Source organism: Streptomyces globisporus C-1027, assembly GCF_000261345.2.
In the GTDB taxonomy this organism is placed as follows: Bacteria; Actinomycetota; Actinomycetes; order Streptomycetales; family Streptomycetaceae; genus Streptomyces; species Streptomyces pakalii.
The window spans coordinates 5,674,791-5,692,135 of record NZ_CP013738.1 but is presented as its reverse complement, the minus strand read 5'-3'; the positions used below and the strand labels follow the sequence as shown (position 1 = coordinate 5,692,135).

The 17,345-nt window shown below is 73.2% G+C and carries 18 protein-coding genes; 15 read left to right on the top strand and 3 right to left on the bottom strand.

Annotation, left to right across the window (positions count from 1 at the left end):
- Positions 1-162: 162 nt before the first annotated feature.
- The 5 genes from WQO_RS25195 to WQO_RS36460 all read left to right on the top strand — a co-directional run bounded on the left by WQO_RS25195 (position 163) and on the right by WQO_RS36460 (position 4,951).
- Positions 163-1,512, top strand: coding sequence for a COG1470 family protein (locus WQO_RS25195; protein ID WP_010060030.1), 1,350 nt, complete (start codon positions 163-165; stop codon positions 1,510-1,512).
- 739 nt (positions 1,513-2,251) lie between these two features.
- Positions 2,252-3,793 (top strand): phage tail sheath family protein, encoded by a 1,542-nt coding sequence (locus tag WQO_RS25190; RefSeq protein WP_058954094.1) that lies wholly within the window; start codon positions 2,252-2,254, stop codon positions 3,791-3,793.
- Between the two features lie 62 nt (positions 3,794-3,855).
- Positions 3,856-4,296 carry a phage tail protein gene (locus tag WQO_RS25185; RefSeq protein WP_010060032.1) on the top strand — a complete coding sequence of 147 codons (441 nt, stop codon included), beginning with the start codon at positions 3,856-3,858 and terminating at the stop codon, positions 4,294-4,296.
- Entirely contained in the window at positions 4,293-4,796 is a 504-nt protein-coding gene (locus WQO_RS25180) for a hypothetical protein (RefSeq protein WP_010060034.1), read from the top strand. The genes WQO_RS25185 and WQO_RS25180 overlap by 4 nt, the downstream gene beginning before the upstream one ends.
- A complete protein-coding gene (locus WQO_RS36460; protein ID WP_003966147.1) occupies positions 4,793-4,951 on the top strand; it encodes a DUF6760 family protein in 159 nt (52 codons plus the stop codon). Before WQO_RS25180 ends, WQO_RS36460 begins: the two co-directional genes overlap by 4 nt.
- An 855-nt stretch (positions 4,952-5,806) precedes the next feature.
- On the opposite strand, the gene WQO_RS36930 is transcribed toward WQO_RS36460, so the two are convergent.
- From WQO_RS36930 to WQO_RS36915, 3 genes are all read right to left on the bottom strand, one after another.
- Positions 5,807-6,466 carry a hypothetical protein gene (locus tag WQO_RS36930; RefSeq protein WP_148660128.1) on the bottom strand — a complete coding sequence of 220 codons (660 nt, stop codon included), beginning with the start codon at positions 6,464-6,466 and terminating at the stop codon, positions 5,807-5,809.
- A gap of 366 nt (positions 6,467-6,832) precedes the next feature.
- Positions 6,833-7,198 carry a hypothetical protein gene (locus WQO_RS36920; RefSeq protein WP_143203354.1) on the bottom strand — a complete coding sequence of 122 codons (366 nt, stop codon included), beginning with the start codon at positions 7,196-7,198 and terminating at the stop codon, positions 6,833-6,835.
- A 336-nt stretch (positions 7,199-7,534) separates the two neighbouring features.
- Positions 7,535-7,702: a hypothetical protein gene (locus tag WQO_RS36915; protein ID WP_237274164.1), complete on the bottom strand. Its 168-nt coding sequence runs from the start codon at positions 7,700-7,702 to the stop codon at positions 7,535-7,537.
- Between the two features lie 76 nt (positions 7,703-7,778).
- Here WQO_RS36915 and WQO_RS36910 point away from each other — a divergent pair, with 76 nt between their 5' ends.
- The 10 genes from WQO_RS36910 to WQO_RS25115 all read left to right on the top strand — a co-directional run bounded on the left by WQO_RS36910 (position 7,779) and on the right by WQO_RS25115 (position 17,306).
- On the top strand, positions 7,779-8,078 hold the full coding sequence (locus WQO_RS36910) for a hypothetical protein (protein WP_010060041.1): 300 nt from the start codon (positions 7,779-7,781) through the stop codon (positions 8,076-8,078).
- A gap of 78 nt (positions 8,079-8,156) precedes the next feature.
- Positions 8,157-8,582 carry a phage tail protein gene (locus WQO_RS25160; RefSeq protein WP_006127700.1) on the top strand — a complete coding sequence of 142 codons (426 nt, stop codon included), beginning with the start codon at positions 8,157-8,159 and terminating at the stop codon, positions 8,580-8,582.
- Between the two features lie 55 nt (positions 8,583-8,637).
- Positions 8,638-9,360: a CIS tube protein gene (locus WQO_RS25155; protein WP_010060042.1), complete on the top strand. Its 723-nt coding sequence runs from the start codon at positions 8,638-8,640 to the stop codon at positions 9,358-9,360.
- Positions 9,357-11,138 carry a VgrG-related protein gene (locus tag WQO_RS25150; RefSeq protein WP_010060043.1) on the top strand — a complete coding sequence of 594 codons (1,782 nt, stop codon included), beginning with the start codon at positions 9,357-9,359 and terminating at the stop codon, positions 11,136-11,138. Before WQO_RS25155 ends, WQO_RS25150 begins: the two co-directional genes overlap by 4 nt.
- Positions 11,139-11,217: 79 nt before the next feature.
- Positions 11,218-11,535 carry a PAAR domain-containing protein gene (locus WQO_RS25145; protein ID WP_010060044.1) on the top strand — a complete coding sequence of 106 codons (318 nt, stop codon included), beginning with the start codon at positions 11,218-11,220 and terminating at the stop codon, positions 11,533-11,535.
- Positions 11,532-11,993: a GPW/gp25 family protein gene (locus WQO_RS25140; protein ID WP_010060046.1), complete on the top strand. Its 462-nt coding sequence runs from the start codon at positions 11,532-11,534 to the stop codon at positions 11,991-11,993. Before WQO_RS25145 ends, WQO_RS25140 begins: the two co-directional genes overlap by 4 nt.
- Positions 11,993-13,954 carry a putative baseplate assembly protein gene (locus WQO_RS25135; protein WP_010060047.1) on the top strand — a complete coding sequence of 654 codons (1,962 nt, stop codon included), beginning with the start codon at positions 11,993-11,995 and terminating at the stop codon, positions 13,952-13,954. Before WQO_RS25140 ends, WQO_RS25135 begins: the two co-directional genes overlap by 1 nt.
- Positions 13,951-14,544, top strand: a complete 594-nt coding sequence (locus WQO_RS25130; protein WP_010060048.1) for a phage tail protein — start codon at positions 13,951-13,953, stop codon at positions 14,542-14,544. Before WQO_RS25135 ends, WQO_RS25130 begins: the two co-directional genes overlap by 4 nt.
- Positions 14,545-14,548: 4 nt before the next feature.
- Complete coding sequence (locus WQO_RS35830; protein ID WP_107115911.1) at positions 14,549-15,946, top strand: NADase-type glycan-binding domain-containing protein; 1,398 nt, start codon at positions 14,549-14,551, stop codon at positions 15,944-15,946.
- A 352-nt stretch (positions 15,947-16,298) separates the two neighbouring features.
- The gene (locus WQO_RS25115) at positions 16,299-17,306 is read left to right on the top strand and encodes a terpene synthase family protein (RefSeq protein WP_418082118.1); all 1,008 of its coding nucleotides are present in this window, start codon (positions 16,299-16,301) and stop codon (positions 17,304-17,306) included.
- The last annotated feature ends 39 nt before the right edge of the window (positions 17,307-17,345 follow it).

The window sequence follows — 17,345 nt, the reverse complement described above, 5'->3', positions numbered from 1 at the left end:
GGGGCAGGGCGAGCGGGCCCGGCGCGGGGGCGGGACACCGTGCCGGTGGGCCCGCGGGGCACCACCGCTGCCCGCTTCTTGCCCTTGCGTCTCTGCTGCCGAGCCGGGGCGGCGGCCTACCGTCGCAGAGTGACCACATCTGCCGAACTCGCAAGCCCCACGGTGACGGTGTCGCCGGGCGGTACCGCGACGACCACCCTGACCGTGCGCAACGACGGCGACATCGTCGAGGCCTACACCCTCGAAGTGGTCGGCGACTGTGCCGCCTGGACCACCGTCGAGCCGGCGCGTGTGTCGCTGTATCCGGGCACCTCCGAGACGGTGACCCTCACCTTCGCCCCGCCCCGCTCCCCCGAGGTCCGGGCGGGCGAAACCCCCCTGGCCGTACGGGTACTGCCCGCCGAGCGCCCCGAGTCGGTGGTGGTCCCGGAGTCGACGGTGACCGTTGCGCCCTTCCACGAGCTGCGTACGGAGCTGGAGCCGCGCCGCCGCCGGGGCTGGCTGGGCGCCCGGTTCCGTACCGCCGTGCAGAACAAGGGGAACACCCCGGTCGACGTGGTCCTCGCGGGCCGGCAGGACGGGGAGGATCTGACTCTCGCCTTCACGCCGGACAAGAGGCGGCTGGAGCCGGGCGAGTCGGCGGAGGTCGGGCTGAAGGTCCGGGCCCGGAAGCTGATCTGGTTCGGCGAGCCCGCCACCTGGCCGTTCGAGGTCCTGGCGACCGAGGGCGCGGAGGTTGTCGAGAGCGCCGAGGGGGGCACCGAGAAGGACGCCGAGCCCAAGGCCGTGGCCACGGCGCCGGTCGACGACGGGCAGCCCGGCGGGGCCGAGCCGCTGCCCGGGGAGTTCGCCCAGATACCCGTGCTGCCCAAGTGGCTGCTGATCGTGCTGGCGGCGCTGCTGGCGCTGCTGCTCGCATGGTTCGCCCTGGTGCGGCCCGCGGTGCAGAGCACGGCCAAGCAGGCCGGGGCGAAGGCCGCGCAGGAGGAGACCGAGCGGGGCAAGGAGCAGGGGTCGACGCCGCCCGGCGGTGCGGAGAACCCGGCAGGCGGCCAGGGCGAGGGGACCGGTCCGGACGGCACGGGCCCCGGCGGGACCGGTTCCGGCCCGGGCGGCACCGGCGGGGGCGGCGGCACCGGCGGGAGCGGTGGCGGCGAGCAGGCCTCCCGGACCATCGACGTGAAGACCCAGGCAGGGGCCACGGCGGAAGGCGCCTACAAGGTTCCGGCCGGGAAGGTGTTCCGCGTCACGGACGTCGTGGTGGCGAACTTCCAGGGCGACGAGGGCCTCGTGACGATCTCCTTCGGCGAGAACAAGATCACGACGATCGCTCTGGAAACCTTCCGCAACCAGGACTATCACTGGGTCACCCCCATTCAGGTTCCGGAGAACGCCACCGTCACCGCTTCCGTCACCTGTGCCAAACCCGGCACTCCGGCCACCGGACAACAGGCTTCCGGGTGCCATCAGGTTCTGAATGTCAGCGGTGTACTGAGCGATCTCGCTCGATAGCTCGACAGAAGGACGTGGGGAGCGCGGCGGAATCAGTGGCACCGACCCCTCTGCCGCGCCTGTTGACGAGACAACAACAGAAAACCGGCCGAGAGGAAACCCGGCGTGCCGGGCAGTGGCGGATTCACCCTCCCCACCGCACCGGAGATCTCCACCGGTTCGGTCGTCCCCAGTGTCGACAGCACCGGAAGAATATCCGCTGCCGGTGACCGCGAGCGCGAACAGACCTGCTCAGGACTGGTTCTGACGGTTTGGTGAAGGTCGACCGGTGCCCGTTCGGAGCGCTTCCGCGCCCGTTTCCCCCGTCCGCACCCGACTGATTCCGCCACTCTTCCCGGCGCATTCTGGCCGAATCGCATCACCTCGGAGCGTTTCCCCCGGTACCCCCGGACGGCCATCGGCCGCCCAGGGTTTACCGGGGAAATGAGATACCAAACACATGGGCTCCCCGGCGCGCCGTCCCGGCCTTTCCCTCAATCACCGCGCCGAGGCGGCTCGTGCGGGCTCCGGCGTAACACGCTGTTCTCGTTCTCGTCATGTGGGCGGCCGAATACGCGGGGGGAACGGGAATAGGGGTGAGCGGTTCCGGCCGTACCGCCAAGGGCAGGGTTACCCGGCGTTCGACAGCCCGGAAAGGGCAGTCTCCTTGCCCTGCGTCCAGGACTCCGGGACCTACTCCCGCCCGGGGCGGCCGGTCAAGACTGGGCGGTGATCGAGTGACCGTCCAGAAGGAGCGAGCATGCCGTCGTACCTCACCCCCGGTGTTTACGTGGAGGAGGTGCAGTCCGGAGCACGGCCCATCGAAGGAGTCGGCACCGCGGTCGCAGCCTTCGTCGGCTTCGCGGGGACGGGCCCCTTCCACCAGCCGACGCTGGTGACCAACTGGGACCAGTACGTGCAGACGTTCGGCGTCTTCACCGCCGACACCTACCTGGCGCACGCCGTCTACGGCTTCTTCGCCAACGGCGGCGGCGCGGCCTACGTCGTGCGCATCGGCGGCCCCGCGCAGGGTGCCGAGGGCGCCGCCCAGGGATCCGTCGCCCAGGCCCCCGCGCCCGTCGCGCTCGGCGGGTTCCTCGTCGCCGCCAAGCCCGGCACGGGCGACGGCCTCTCCGTGGAGATCGCCGACGCCGAGGGCGAGAACCCGCCGGAGGACCGCTTCCGGCTGCTGGTGCGCCAGAGCGGCAAGGTGACCGAGACGTACGACGTCTCCACCCGCAAGAACGTCAAGGGCTACCTGGTCACCCAGGCCCGCGACTCCAAGCTGATCCAGGTCACCGAGCAGCCCGGCACGGCACAGAGCCGCCCGGAGAAGCAGACCGTCGCCCTGGCCCCCGCGGCGACGGCCACGCCCGGCAACGGGGTGGCCCGGCTCGACGCCTCCGAGTACGTGGGCGACGCCTCCGCACGTACCGGGTTCGCCGGTCTCGAAGCGATCGACGAGATCACGATGGTCGCCGTCCCGGACCTGATGAGCGCCTTCCAGCGCGGCGACATCGACGCCGAGGGCGTCAAGACCGTGCAGCTCGCGGTCATCTCGCACTGCGAGCAGATGGGCGACCGCGTCGCCGTCCTCGACACCCCGCCCGGCATGAACGCCCAGCGCGTCCGCACCTGGCGCAACGAGGACGCCGGCTACGACTCCCGCTACGCCGCCCTCTACTACCCGTGGGTCAAGGTCTTCGACCCGGCGAGCGGCCGCAACTCCCTGGTCCCGCCGAGCGGTCACGTGGCCGGCGTCTGGGCCCGCAGCGACAACGAGCGCGGAGTCCACAAGGCTCCCGCCAACGAGGTCATCCGGGGAGCGGTGGACCTGGAGATCCGGCTCTCCAAGGGCGAGCAGGACCTCCTCAACCCGATCGGCGTGAACTGCGTGCGCGCCTTCCCCGGCCGCGGCATCCGCATCTGGGGCGCCCGCACCCTCTCCTCCGATCCGGCCTGGCGCTACCTCAACGTCCGCCGCCTCTTCAACTACCTGGAGGAGTCCATCCTCCTGGGCACCCAGTGGGTGGTGTTCGAGCCGAACGACGACCGCCTCTGGTCGAGCATCCGGCGCAACGTCACCGCGTTCCTCACCGAGGAGTGGCGGCGCGGCGCACTGTTCGGCCGCACCGCCGAAGAGGCGTTCTACGTGCGGTGCGACCGGAGCAACAACCCGCAGGAGTCGATCGATCTCGGTCAGGTCGTCTGCGAGATCGGAGTGGCGCCGGTGAAGCCCGCGGAGTTCGTGATCTTCCGGCTGTCGCAGTTCTCGGACAGCACCAGCCTCGTCGACGAGTGACCCTCGCGGCCCTTCCCCACCACCCGCAGCACCATCGCAACCGGAACAGGTGACACACAGTCATGGCAGAGGGCGACGCTCTTTCCACCCATATCTTCGGCGTTCAGCTCGGCGGCTATCTCGTGGAGTCCATCCAGGAGATCAGCGGCATGACCGTCGAGGAAGAAGTCGTCGAGGTCCGTCAGGTGACCGCCGACGGCAAGCAGATCATCCGCAAGCAGCCGGGCGCCCGCCAGGCGGGCGAGGTGACGATCACCCGCGGGCTCGACAAGAGCAGCGAGTTCACCACCTGGATCAAGGAGACCCTCAACAACGGGGCCGTCGACACCGCCCGGCAGAACCTCACCATCGAGATCAAGGACTCGACGGGCGAGACCGTCCGCCGCATCCAGCTGATGCAGGGCTGGGCCTCCAAGTGGGAGGGCCCCTCGCTGAAGGCCGGCGAGTCCAGCGCGGCGACGGAGACGGTGACCATCACCTTCGAGGAGATCGTGGTCGAATGAGGCGCCGGACCGTTACGCCGGGGGCCGGGCTCGAAGAGACCCTCGACAACCTGGCCGCCGCGACCGCCGGCCGCCAGGAGACCCCGGCCGCCCCGGCGCCCGCCCGCGCGCCCCGGCGCGAACGGGACACGCTGCAGACGGAGTTCGCCTTCGAGCTGCCGCGCGGGTACGTCGACGACGAGGGCCAGGTGCACCGGAACGGCACCATGCGGCTCGCGACCGCCCGGGACGAGCTCAAGCCCCAGATCGATCTGCGGGTGAAGGAGAACCCGGCGTACCTGTCCGTGGTGCTGCTGGCCCAGGTGATCACGCAGCTCGGTCCGGTCACCGACGTCCACACCGGGATCGTCGAGCGGATGTACGCGACCGACGTGGCGTTCCTCCAGGACTTCTACCGCCGGATCAACAGCGAGGGCCACACGCATGCCGCGGTGACCTGCCCGCTGTGCCAGGGGTCGTTCGAGGTGGACCTCTCGGGTGGGCGCCTGGGGGAATCGTGACGTACGCGCTTCCCCGGCTGCGGGAGGAGATCGCGTACGTCGCCTACCACTTCCATTGGCAGCGTGAGGACATTCTCGACCTCACCCACGGCGAGCGTCAGCAGTGGGTGCGGGAGATAGCGCGGATCAACACCCGCGTCAACGAAGGCGGGTGATCGTGTGGGGTTCGGGGACTGGCTGCGCCGGGCGGACCGTCGGCGGTCCGTGACGCCGTCGCGCAAAGGCGCGGCGCGGGGCGGAGCCGGGCGCGACGACGTGTCCGCCGTGCCGGCCGTACCCGCCGGGTCCGTCGTGTCCGGCGAGGCCGGGGACGGTGCCGCCGACAGCGGTGACTGGGACGGCGGTGACTGGGACGGCGGATGGCGGCGGGTGGCCCCGCCGTCGGTGACCGTCGCCCGGTCCTCGATCGGTGTGAGCGACGGCCTGCGGTTCCGCTCGCGCCTGGCCTCCTGGCAGAACCCGTCCCTCGGCGGCGAACTCGGCCACGCCGTCCTGCCGTCGGCGCCGGTCGGCCTCATCCACGGAGTCGCCCGCCCGGGCTCCGCGCGCCCTGCGACGTCCCCCGGCGGCCCGCTGCTGCTCCGCGCGGTCCGGCCCGCCGACGATCCCGCCGAGCCCGTCGGGCCCACGCCGGACCTGCCGTCCGCCTCGGCGGGGAGGGCATCCGTGCGCGGTACGGGTACGGGGTCGGGGAAGCCGGGTCCCGCGTCGCCGCCGGTCCAGCGGTCGGCGGCTTCCGGGGCGAGCCGGTCGTCGTCGGGTGCTTCGGGGGCGGTGAACCGGTCGTCGTCGCGTGCTGCGGAGCCCGTGAGCCGTTCGTCGTCCGGCGCTTCCGGGTCTGCGGACCGGTCGTCGTCCGGCGCTTCGGGGGCTATGTCACGGTCGTCGTCGCGTGCCCCGAGGTTCCTGGACCCGTCGTCGTCGGGTGCTTCGGGGTCCGGGAACCCGTCATCGTCAGGTGCCTCCGGACCTGCGAACCGGTCGTCATCGGCGGGCGCGCCGGAGACGGTCTACGTGTCGCGCTCGGCGGCTTCGACGGGACGAGCGGCCGCGTCAGGTACGGCTGGCTCGTCGGGGCCCGCTGACGCTGCCAGGTCCGGGGAGGCGTCCGGGCGCTCGACCGCGGCGCGGTCCGGGCCCGCGAACGCGACCAGGTCCGGTTCGGCGACCCGGTCCGCGGCCGGGTCGCCGGAATCGTCCGACTCCTCTTCCCCGTCGGGCTCGTCCGGTTCATCGGCCCCGTCCAACTCCTCGCTGCGGTCCGCCTCATCCGGCTCGGGCAGCTCAGGCAGTTCGGCCGACTCGTCCGGCTCGGGCAGCTCAGCCAACCCATCGGACTCGGCCCGCCCCTCCGGCCCCTCCGGCTCGGCCGAGCGCGCGGGAGCCCGTCCCGCTCCCGCGCGGCCCACGCTCGGGCCCGGGAACAGCGCGTCGGCCGCCGTCCACCCGCCGTCGCGGCCCGCTGCCGTGCGCCCGCACCGGATCACGCCGCCGCTGACCGAGGCCCGGCGCCCGGCCATGCCGCTGCGGCAGATCACCGGGCTCGCGCCTGCCACACCGGCCGCCCCCGCGCCGTTCTCGGCGGCGCCTCCGGCAGCCGCACCCGCCACCGTCCAGCGAGCCGCGTCCGAACAGCGGACCCGTCCGGACCGTACGGAGTCAGTCACCACGGACCGCACGGAGCCGGTCGCCCCGGACCGTACGGGACCGGCCGCCCCCGACCGTCCCGCTCCCCCGCACTCCGGCCCCGGCGCCACCCCCGACCGGCCCGGCCCCGAGGCCGTACGCCCAGCCCTGGGCAAACCGCTGCGTGAGATGCCGGCCGGGGCCAGGCCGGCCCCTACCGCCGAACCGACCGGAGTCGTGCCGTCCGCTCCCGGGGCCGTGCCTCCAGCAGCAGCCATGCCGGTGCTCCAGCGCCAGGCATCGGAGCCGCCGAACCCCCAGAAGCCGCTGCCCCCTTCGGCCGCGGCACCCACGGCCCCCGCGAAGTCCACGCCTTCGCCCTCCGGTCCGGCCGAGCCCCCCGCACGGCGTCATCCGTCGTCGAAGCCGTCCGAACCCTCCCCCTCGGTGCAGCGCGCCCCGGCCCCGGGACCGAACTCCTCCGCCCGGGTGCGCGGCGGGATCGGTGCGCCGCTCCCCTCGCTGCCGCCGACCGCCCGGCTCGGCGGCGGCGCTCCGCTGCTCAGTGACCTTCCGTCCACCGTGACGCGCCCGAACACGGACCGGGCTCCGGCCCCCGCCCCGGCACCGCCGACGGCGACCGCCGCGATGCCCGTGAGGTCGGCCCCCGCCGTTCCCAGCGGCCCCACCGAACCGTCCGGGCCCGGGCCCGCACCCGCACCCGTCCAGCGCTCGGCCACCGCCTCTCCCCCTCCCCCGGTACGTATCCGGCCCATCCCCCGGGACCGTACGACGACGGCACACGGCCCCGGCGGTACGGCACCCACGTCAACACCCTCCAGGGTCCGGCGGGCACGCACCCTGCTCCCGGACCGCCCCCTGAGCATCAACACCGGTTCCGCCGATGGGTTTTCGGGACCACCGGTGGCGACGGGCGGCGGGTCGTCGCGCCCGGTCGTCGCAGCCACCTGGCGGCGCGACGTGGCGCGGCCGGGATCCGCCGACGCTCAGGCCGGTGCCGGGCAGCCCTCAGCCTCCGCCCCAGCGACGGGAACGGCCCTCATGCGCTCCGCGACGCCCTCGCCCCTGCCTCCCGTCCCACAGCCACCGCGTCAGGCGTCCGGACCGGCGGCCCGCCAGGCCCCGCAACCGGGCTCGGCGCGGCCCGTGGTCGTCCGGCCCCATCCGCCCGCCGCGCCCCGGTCGGCCGGCGCCGTCCCCGTACCCGTACAGCGGCAGGCGCTGCCGGTCGTGCCCGACACCGCCGGTCCGCCGGCCACCGGACCGGCTCCCGGGGGCGGCCCCGCTCACGGCGGACCGCCGTCTCCCTCCGTACGGGTGCCACCCCGTACGCCCGTGCAGAGCGCCGGAGCGGGCCGCCCGGAGACCCGGGCTCAAGCCGTCCAGCGTGCGGCGGCGAACGCCGGGATCACCGGGGTGCCCGTCCAGGCCGCCCCGGCCAAGCCCGCAGCCGGGGCGATGGAGTCGGCCACCAGCCCCGCCGAACCCTCCGACGCTCCCCCGGCGAACCGGCTGAGCGGAACGGAGATCGAGGAGCTGGCCCGGCGCCTCCTCGACCCGGTGAGCCGGCTCATCCGCGCCGATCTGCGCCGGGGCCGGGAACGCAGCGGGCGGCTGCACGACGGCCGTCGCTGACGGCCCCGGCCCAGGCACCGGCCTCCGCCCCCGCCACGCCCCGTACGACCGACCGACCGCAGAGAAGACGAGAGACGCATGACCGACAACATCTTCGCGACGAGCGTGTTCTTCAAGCTCGCGATCGGCGGCAGCGACCTGGGCGCCTTCCACACCTGCTCGGGCCTGGGCGCCGAGGTGGAGATGGAGACGTACGCCGAGGGCGGAAACAACGGGTTCACCTGGCAGCTGCCGGGGCGGATCACCTGGACGAACATCACGCTGACCCGGCCGGTGACCACCGACACCCTCAAGATCGCGCGCTGGCTGAACGAGACGATCCAGCGGGTCGAGCCCAAGGACGGCGAGATCGTGGCACTGCGCCCCGACCTCAGCCGGATCATCAGCTGGCAGGTCCACGGGATCGTGCCGGTGCGCTGGCAGGGACCGTCCTTCGACCCGGCCAACTCCCAAGCGGCGATCGAGACGTTGGAGATCGCACACGAGGGTCTGGAGCCCTCCTGACAGGCAACGGCGCATCCGCCAGGGACAGGACCAGGACGTAGGAAGGAGGAACGCAATGTCACCCGCTCTCCGTGCGAGCCGCGCTCGTGCCCAACTCACCATCATGGAGCCGCCGTCGGCCGTCGGCGCCAAGCCCGGCGGCACGCTCGCCCGCCTCACGTTGCAGTTCAACCCCGCGAAGCTGTCGCTCAGCAAGAGCACCGAGTGGCGGCGTACCCCGTCCCGGATGGCCGGGCAGTCCGCGCTGCCCGAGTTCGTCGGCAGCGGGCCCCGGGCGCTGTCGCTGGAGGTGTTCCTCGACGCGACCGCCACCCACGACAACTCCGTGGAGAAGGCGGTGGAGCAGTTGATGACCGCCTGTGTCCCCACCCCCGGCAGTCTGGCCCGCAAGACGCCCGCCAGCCCCTGGGTGCGGTTCGACTGGGGGACGTCGAAGACGACCTCGTTCGACGGGGTGCTCTCCAACCTCTCGGTCTCGTACACCCTGTTCGACGTCGACGGGAAGCCGCTGCGCGCCACCTGTTCCCTCTCCATCGAGGAGGCGAGCGTCGATCCGGCGGGCCAGAACCCCACCTCGGGTTCGAAGGAGGCACGGCGCACGCACCGGGTCGTCGCCGGGGACAGCCTGCCGCTGCTGGCCTGGCGGGAGTACGGCGACGCCACCGCGTGGCGCACCATCGCGTACGCCAACGACATCGACGACCCGATGACGCTGACGCCCGGCCGGGAGCTTCTGGTGCCCGGGCGGGAAGACGGTTCGGCGGAGGAGGGCCGATGAGCGGGAAGGAAGCGCCCGGCCGCTCGTTCGCCGCCGACCCGATCGTCGAGGCGCCCGCCGAGCTGCCCAAGGCCTGGGCCACGCAGCTGGTGAGCTGTGTCGTCGACGAGAACGTGGGCCTGCCGGACACCGCCGTCCTGATGTACCGGGACCCGGACCACACCTTCCTCGCCAAGACCGGTATCGGCATGGGGACCCCGCTGAAGATCTCGGTGGTGACCGTGAAGGACCGGGGGCGCGAGCGGCTGTTCACCGGGGAGGTCACCGCGGTCGAGCTGGACACCGATACCACCGGGTCGTTCACCGTCGTCCGGGCGTTCTCCAAGGCGCACCGGCTGCAGCGCGGCCGGAAGGTGGTGGCGTACCGGAACATGAAGACGGCGGACATCGTCCGCAAGGTCGCCGCCGGGGCGGGGCTTGCGGTCGGGCGGATCGAGGCCGCGCCGGTCACGTACAAGCAGCTGACCCAGCCGAACGTGTCGGACTGGGAGTTCCTCCAGCACCTCGCGGCCGAGAGCGGCGCCACCGTCCGGGTCGACGACAAGGGCCGGTTGCAGTTCACCAAGCCGGACCCGGCCTCCTCCGCCCCCTCGCCCTCGACGTCCGCGACGCGCGACCCGATGGTCCTGGAGTACGGGAACAACCTGCTGGCCCTGCGCGCGGTGCTGACCGGGGCCGACGGGTCGGACAGCGTGGAGGTGCGGGGCTGGAACGTCGACACCAAGACCCGTCTGGTGGCCCGGCAGCAGTCCGTGCGCAGCGACACCGTCGCCCCGGGGATGAGCCCGTCGACGGCGGCCAAGATGTTCGGGGCGAACTCCCGGACGACGATCGCCGACACCCCGTACCGCACCCAGGCGGAGACCCGGGCCGTGGCCGGGGCGCTCGCCGCGTCCGTCAGCGCCGGGTTCGGGGAGGTCGAGGCGGTGGCCTACGGGAATCCGCAGCTGCGGGCGGGCCTGCCGGTGGCGCTCGGCAACGTGGGGCCCGCGTTCTCCGGCCGCTACACCGCCACCGCCGCGCACCACGTCCTGGAACCGGACACCGGCTACCGCACGACGGTGATCGTCAGCGCCTCGCCGGACCGGTCGCTGTCGGGACTGGCCGCCGGTGCGAACGCCCCCTCGCGCGGTCCGCGCATGCCGGGTCTGGCGATCGGGGTGGTCACCGACATCCGTGAGGAGGGCAAGGGCCAACGCGGTTGGGTGCGGCTGAAGTTCCCCTGGCTCGACGACACGTACGTCACCGACTGGGTGCGCACCGTGCAGTGGGGCGGCCAGGGCGGCGGCGGGGTGTTCAGCCCCGAGGTCAACGACGAGGTGCTGGTCGGGTTCGAACAGGGGCTGCTGGACAGCCCGTACGTACTCGGCGGGCTCTACAACGGGGTCGACAAGCCCTCTCCGCACGACGTCCCGCTCGTCGACCCGACCAGCGGGAAGGTCAACCGCCGTTCCCTGGTGTCCCGTTCGGGGAACCGGCTGGAGCTGCTGGACGCCCCGCGCGGTCCGGCCGGCGTACGGATCGCCACCGGCGACAAACGGCTCGACGTCGTCCTCGACGAGGAGAAGGGCGAGATCACGCTTACCGTCAAAGCCCGTGGTGGTACACGGGAGTTGAGCTCGGTGACGCTGTCCGCCTCGGGTATCACCCTCGACGCGGGCGTCACGGGTGACGTGAAGATCAAGGGTCGCTCGGTGACCGTCAACGGCAAGACGGGGGTCACGGTCGACGGCGGACTGCTCGCGGTCCTCAAGGCCAAGCTCATCAGGATCAACTGACCGCCCGCCCCGCCCGCTCTCCGTCCCCAGCCCCAGCCCCAGCCCCGAAGTCCCTTTCACAGCTAGGAGAACCCCGGCCATGCCCCCCGCAGCCCGCACGGGCGACAGCACCGCCCACGGCGGTCTCATCGGCACCCCGCCCCCGGGCGCGATGGCCGTGGCCACCGTGCTCATCGGCGGCCGGCCCGCGGCCGTCACCGGGAGCCTGCACGGGTGCGTCGTCCCCCCGCACGCGGCGCTCGGCCCCGGCAACGTGATCATGCCCAACCCGGCCGCCGCGATCGGCGGCGCGGTGCTGATCGGCGGACTGCCCGCCGCCCGGATGGGCGACAAGACCACCTGCGGCGCGCCCATCGTCAGCGGCGCGTTCAACGTCCTGATCGGGGGCCCGATGTGAGCGGCGACGTATACGCCGGACGTGGCGGCGGATTCATCGGGCGCGGCTGGGGCTTCCCGCTGCGGACCGGGCCGACGGGCGGCATCGCGCTGGTCGAACGGGACAAGGAGATCGAGGAGGCCATCGGGCTGATCCTCGGCACCGCGCCGGGCGAGCGGCCGATGCGCCCCGAGTTCGGCTGCGGCATCCACGAGTACGTCTTCGCGCCCGGCGACGGGGCGACCGCCGGGCGGATCGCGCAGGAGGTCCGCACCTCGCTGGAGCGGTGGGAGCCGCGGATCGAGGTGACGGATGTGGTGGTCGCCTTCGACGCCGTCGAGGAGGGCACGCTCTACATCGACGTGCACTACACCGTGCGGGCCACCAACGACCTGCGCAACCTGGTCTTCCCCTTCTACACGATCCCCTCGTCCGAGGGCTCGGCGGCACAGTCCGCTCCGGAAGCGGGGAGGCTCTGATGGCCCTGCCCTCCCCCAACCTGGACGACCGGCGCTTCCAGCAACTCGTCGACGAAGCCAAGCGGTTCGTCCAGCAGCGCTCCCCCGAGTGGACCGACCACAATGTGTCGGACCCCGGGGTCACGCTGATCGAGACGTTCGCGTACATGGTCGACCAGTTGCTGTACCGGCTGAACCGGGTGCCCGACAAGAACTACGCGGCCTTCCTCGATCTGCTCGGCGTGACGCTGTTCCCGCCGACCGTGGCGCAGGCCGACATCGACTTCTGGCTCTCCGCGCCGCAGCCGGAGACGGTGCACCTGCCCGCCGGTACGGAGGTGGCGACCGCGCGCGGTGAGGCCGAGGAGGCGGTCGTGTTCTCCACCTCCGATGACCTGCCGATCGTGCCGAGTTCGCTGGAACGGCTGGTGACCGCGCCGGTGTCGGGCGACCAGACGGACCGGACGGCGCCGCTCGGCGCGGGCAAGGACATCCCGTGCTTCCAGGCCCGCCCGGAGCCCGGCGACGCCCTGCTGTTCGGGCTGCCGACGGCCGTGCCCCGGTGCATCGTCGCCGTCCGGCTGGACAGCCGGGTGGAGGGCGTGGGCGTCGATCCGCGGCAGCCGCCGCTGGTGTGGGAGGCGTGGGACGGGGCCCGCTGGGTGGCCTGTGCGACCGGCACCGACTCCACCGGCGGCCTCAACCGGCCCGGCGAGGTGGTGGTGTTCGTCCCGGCCGGGCACACGGCGTCCGTCGTGGCGGGGACCCGGGCGGGGTGGCTGCGCTGCCGGGTGACCGCCCCGGAGCCGGGCCAGCCGTTCTACTCGGAGTCGCCGACGATCCGGGAGGCCGAGGTGTTCACGGTCGGCGGCACGACGGCGGCCGAGCACGCGGAGACCGTCCTCGACGTGCCCCTCGGAGTGTCGGAGGGCGTCGCCGGGCAGCGGTTCACGGTGAGCCGGGCGCCGCTGCTGCTGGACGGGGACCCGCCGGTCGTCCAGGTGTCGACCGACGTGGGCTGGGAGATCTGGACCCCGGTCGAGCACTTCGGCGCGTCCGGCCCCGGGGACCGGCACGTCCGGGTCGACGCGGTCGCCGGGGAGTTCGCGTTCCCTCCGGAGGTGCGGGAGCCGGACGGCACGATGCGCGCGTACGGGGCGGTGCCCGCGAAGGGCGCCCAGCTCCGCGTCCCCCGCTACCGCACGGGTGGCGGATCGGCCGGGAACGTCGCCCGGGGCGCGATCTCCGTGCTGCGCAGCTCCGTGCCGTACGTCGCGGGCGTGAACAACCGCGAGGCGGCGACCGGGGGCGTCGACGGGGAGACCGTCGAGAACGCCAAGGTGCGCGCGCCCAACATCCTGCGGGTGCAGGAGCGGGCGGTCACCGCCGAGGACTACGAGCTGATCGCCCGGGAGGCCGCGCCGTCCCTGCGCCGCGTGCGGTGCCTGCCCGCGGTGCCGGGCGAGGCCGGTGCGGTACGGGTGCTGGTGGTGCCGGACGCGGTGGCCGACGAGGACGGGCAGGTGCGGTTCGAGCAGCTGATCCCTTCGGACGCGGTGCTCACGGCGGTGACGGAGCGGCTCGACGAACGGCGCCTGGTGGGAACCCGGTTGATCGTCGAACCGCCCGCCTACCAGGGCGTCACGGTCGTCGCCCGGCTGGTGGCAGCTCCCGCCGACGTGGACCGGGTACGGGCCGAGGCGCTGGAGGCGCTGTTCCGCCACATCGACCCGTTGCGGGGCGGGGCGGACGGGCGGGGGTGGCCGTTCGGCAGGCCCGTGCAGTACGGGGAGGTCTTCGCCGTGCTCCAGAGCGTGGAGGGGGCGGGGCTCGTGGAGGACGTCCGGCTGTTCCCGGCGGACCCGATCACGGGCCGGCGCGGGGCGGCGGCGGACCGGGTGGACGTGGCGCCGGGGGCCCTGGTCTTCTCGCACCAGCACCAGGTCGTGGTGACCGCGAGCGGGGTCGGTGAGGTCGTATGACCCGGGCGGCGGTACCCGGGCTGCCCAGCCGCTACCCGATCGGCGAACTGCTGCCCGCCCTGTACGCGGACGACGACCTGGCCCAGCGGTTCACGGCGGGCCTGGACACGGTGCTGGCCCCGGTCCTGTCCACGCTGGACAACCTGCCCGCGTACGTCGACCCGGCCCTCGCCCCGGCCGACTTCCTGCCGTGGCTGGCGTCCTGGGTGGGCGTGGAGGCCGATCCGGCATGGCCGGTGGAGCTGCGCCGGGCGGTCGTCGCGCGCGCCGTCGAGCTGCACCGGTGGCGCGGCACCCGGCGAGGTCTCGTCGAGCGGCTGCGGCTGGTCTGCGGGGTGCACGCGGAGGTCCGGGACGGCGGGGGCGCCACCTGGTCGGCCGAGCCGGGGGCGGCCCTCCCACCGCCGCCGACCGGTGAACTCCTGGTCCGGGTCTGGCCGGTGCGCGCGGACGACGGGGCGGGCACGGTGGACGCCCATCGTGTCCTGGAGGTCGCCACCGCCGCGTGCCCGGTCCACCTGACCTGCCGGGTGGAGGTCCTGCCGGGCCCGCCCGAAGCACCCGACGCGCCTGAACAGACTGGAGGCTGACGTGATGCGTTCGTGCCCGGCGTGCGGTACGGCCAACGGCGAGAGCGACGACTTCTGCGGCAACTGCGGCGCCTACCTGGGCTGGTCCTCGGAGCCCGTACGACGAGGACGCACGCCGGATCCGGAGCCGGAGGTGGAGCCGGCACCGGAGCCGGTGGTACCGGACCCCGCGGTGGTACCGGACCCCGCGGTGGTACCGGAGCCGGCGGTGGTCCCGGAGCCCGCCGACGAGCCGTCGGCGAAGCCGGTGGCCGCGGCCGGGGCTCCGGCGCCGAAGCCCCGGCCGCAGTCCGTTCCCGAGCCCGAACCGGCACGGACGGCCGAGCCGGAGCCTGCTCCCGGGCCGGGGGCGAAGCCGGAGGCCGGAGCTGGAACCCGGGCGCCGCAGCCGGAGCCCGCGCCGCCCCCGGCACCGCCCGCGACCGCACGCCCGGATGCCACCGCACCCACCCCCGTACCGGCGACGCCTCCGCCGCCCCCGGCGCGCCCCTCCGCACCCCCGGTGCCCTCGGCGCCCCCCGTGCCCTCGGTGCCTCCCGTACGGCCCGCCCCCGCCCCCGTACGCCCGGGAGTCCCGACCACCGCGACGGCGAGCGCGCCCGGGAACGCGTCCGACGCGGACGAGCCGGTGGGGGCCGTGCGGCCCGCGCGGCCCGTGGCCCGGCGGCCCGTCGTGCGGCCGGTCGCGGCGGACGAGGCGCCGGACGGGCCGCCCTGTCCGGCCTGCGGTACGCCGAACCTGGCCGGGCGGAAGTTCTGCCGGCGGTGCGCCGCCCCCCTCCAGGTCCGGCAGCAGCCCGCCGCCCTGCCGTGGTGGCGTACGGTGTGGCCGTTCCGCCGCCGGGTGCGCGGTGGTTCGGGGCGGGCGCTGCGGCGGACCCTGCTGGTGCTGGCCGTGGCCGCACTGGTGCTCGCGGGCTTCCTGTTCTTCCCGCTGGGGCGGTACGCCTTCGAGGACGTCCGGGACAAGCTCGGCGGCACGGCGGAGATCAGCCCCACCGGGGTGTCCGCGAGCGCGGCGGCCCCCGGCCATCCCGGGAGCGCGGCGATCGACGGCCTGACGAACAAGTACTGGGGCGCACCCGCGCTCGGCGCATCGCTGACCTGCTCGTTCGGGACGCCGTTCCGGCTGGTCGGCGTCGTGGTGCACACCGGGGTGTCGAAGGAGCCGCAGGAGTTCCGGCGGGGCGCGCGGCCGACCCGGGCGGACCTGCTCGTCACCACGAAGGACGGCAAGGTGCACAAGAAGGCGGTGACCTTCAACGACAAGCCCGGCAAGCAGACGGTACGGATGGGCATCAGCGACGTCCGCTCCGTCGAGCTGGTGCTGCGGGAGGCGACCGGCCAGGGCGAGGGGCGCCCGATCGCGCTCGGCGAGGTCGAGTTCTTCCGGCGTACCTGAACCGGGCCGCCGTCCCAGAAGTTCACCAACGCCTCAGTAACGATCAGAGAGTTATTGACGATCAAACAATTTCGGTCACAAAGTGCTTCCCTCGGCACCCCCACACGCGGTTGACTGGGTATTACACATGGTGACGCGCCCGCCCACCGGCTCACGGCCCTGCCCGGGCGCCGGGGCTTTCGGCGGAGGAAGGAGGACAGCGGTTGGCCAGCCCTCCCGCCTCGCGGCGCCGCTCCGCCGCCCGGTCTCCGAGGCTCCCGGCGGCCGCTTTCCGACGGGCCCGTCCCCTGCTCGAACACCCGGAATGTGCCGTTCACATCGTCCGCCCGTATTCATCAGACGAGGGGCAGCAATGAGCCAGATCACGTTACCGGCGTTTCATATGCCGTTCCAGAGTGCTGGATGCCACCCAGGCCTGCCGAAAACCCGCGAGGCCGCCTGGGAATGGGCCGAATCCGAGGGGCTCGACCTCTCCGTACCCGCCCGGAAGAAGATGATCCGGACCCGCCCGGAACTGTGGATATCCCTCATCTTCCCGAAGGCCTCGCAGGACCATCTCGACCTGTTCTGTCAATGGCTCTTCTGGGCCTTCCTGGTGGACGACGAGTTCGACGACGGACCGGCCGGACGCAATCCGCTGATGTGCGAGAAGGCGATCACCCGCCTGGTGGACGTCCTCGACGGGGCCGCGCCGAACGGGCCCATGGAGCGGGCCCTCGCCGGGCTGCGGGACCGGACCTGCCCCGGACGGTCGCCGCAGTGGAACCGTCAGTTCCGGCGGGACACCGCCGCCTGGCTGTGGACGTACTACGCCGAGGCCGTCGAGCGGGCCGCCGGACAGGTGCCGAGCCGTTCCGAATTCGCCAAGCACCGGCGGGATTCGGTCGCCATGCAGCCTTTTCTCTGCCTGCACGAGATCACCGCGGAAATCGATCTCCCGGATTCCGCCCGGAGCCTGCCCGCGTATATCGCTCTGCGGAACGCGGTCACCGATCATTCCGGGCTCTGCAATGACATCTGCTCCTTCGAGAAGGAAGCCGCCCTCGGCTACGAGCACAACGCCGTACGCCTCATTCAGCGCGACCGCGGATGCACCCTCCAGGAAGCCGTGGACGAGGCCGGAATCCAACTGGCCCGGATAGCCGAGCGGGTGCAGCGGGCGGAAAAGGAACTGATCCAGGAAATCGAGGCGGCGGGCATCACCGGCCCGACCCGGGCGGCCCTGGAGCGCTGCGTCCAGGACTACCGGAGCCTCGTCCGGGGCGACTTCGACTACCACGCGCGCGCCGAGCGCTACACCCGTCCGGACCTGGTGGAGCTGGACGAACGGGACTCGCTGTCCCAGTACTTCGCGGCCTGAGCGGCCGGACCGCCCGTACCCGGGCCCGGGAATCCCCCC

What these genes read in the sequence shown, in the direction of transcription:
- WQO_RS25190 (WP_058954094.1), top strand. Translation starts at nt 2,252, where the DNA reads ATGCCGTCGTACCTCACCCCCGGTGTTTACGTGGAGGAGGTGCAGTCC.
- WQO_RS25185 (WP_010060032.1), top strand. Translation starts at nt 3,856, where the DNA reads ATGGCAGAGGGCGACGCTCTTTCCACCCATATCTTCGGCGTTCAGCTC.
- WQO_RS25180 (WP_010060034.1), top strand. Translation starts at nt 4,293, where the DNA reads ATGAGGCGCCGGACCGTTACGCCGGGGGCCGGGCTCGAAGAGACCCTC.
- WQO_RS36920 (WP_143203354.1), bottom strand. Translation starts at nt 7,198, where the DNA reads ATGGGCCGGATACGTACCGGGGGAGGGGGAGAGGCGGTGGCCGAGCGC.
- WQO_RS25160 (WP_006127700.1), top strand. Translation starts at nt 8,157, where the DNA reads ATGACCGACAACATCTTCGCGACGAGCGTGTTCTTCAAGCTCGCGATC.
- WQO_RS25155 (WP_010060042.1), top strand. Translation starts at nt 8,638, where the DNA reads ATGTCACCCGCTCTCCGTGCGAGCCGCGCTCGTGCCCAACTCACCATC.
- WQO_RS25150 (WP_010060043.1), top strand. Translation starts at nt 9,357, where the DNA reads ATGAGCGGGAAGGAAGCGCCCGGCCGCTCGTTCGCCGCCGACCCGATC.
- WQO_RS25145 (WP_010060044.1), top strand. Translation starts at nt 11,218, where the DNA reads ATGCCCCCCGCAGCCCGCACGGGCGACAGCACCGCCCACGGCGGTCTC.
- WQO_RS25135 (WP_010060047.1), top strand. Translation starts at nt 11,993, where the DNA reads ATGGCCCTGCCCTCCCCCAACCTGGACGACCGGCGCTTCCAGCAACTC.
- WQO_RS25130 (WP_010060048.1), top strand. Translation starts at nt 13,951, where the DNA reads ATGACCCGGGCGGCGGTACCCGGGCTGCCCAGCCGCTACCCGATCGGC.
- WQO_RS35830 (WP_107115911.1), top strand. Translation starts at nt 14,549, where the DNA reads ATGCGTTCGTGCCCGGCGTGCGGTACGGCCAACGGCGAGAGCGACGAC.
- WQO_RS25115 (WP_418082118.1), top strand. Translation starts at nt 16,299, where the DNA reads ATGAGCCAGATCACGTTACCGGCGTTTCATATGCCGTTCCAGAGTGCT.